This is a genomic window from Enterobacter sp. BIDMC 29, from assembly GCF_019378755.1.
GTDB lineage: Bacteria > Pseudomonadota > Gammaproteobacteria > Enterobacterales > Enterobacteriaceae > Enterobacter > Enterobacter ludwigii.
In genome coordinates, this window is sequence record NZ_CP080000.1 from 2,215,842 (window position 1) to 2,216,087 (window position 246).

General features: G+C 47.2%; 1 protein-coding gene. It reads right to left on the reverse strand.

The features are described from left to right. Nucleotides 1-226, reverse strand: a 226-nt coding sequence (locus JTA15_RS09975; protein WP_219373184.1) for an NAD-dependent epimerase/dehydratase family protein, incomplete at its 3' end; no start/stop codon positions are given. Nucleotides 227-246: the final 20 nt, after the last annotated feature.

A 246-nucleotide genomic window follows, 5' to 3' on the forward strand; every position in this document is an offset into this window, starting at 1 on the left:
CATCAGGTTTATGCTCAGCGAAGATACGGTCCATAGCAGCTTTGTCACAAATGTCCGCACGCTCAAAGACATATCGACCGCTATCGCTAACGTCAGTAAGCGACTCAAGGTTACCAGCATAGGTGAGCTTATCCACATTGACGACGTCGTCCTGGGTATTTTTGATAATATGTCGTACCACCGCTGAGCCGATAAAACCTGCTCCACCCGTCACAAGAATTTTCACGTTATCTGTTCCGTCTATTG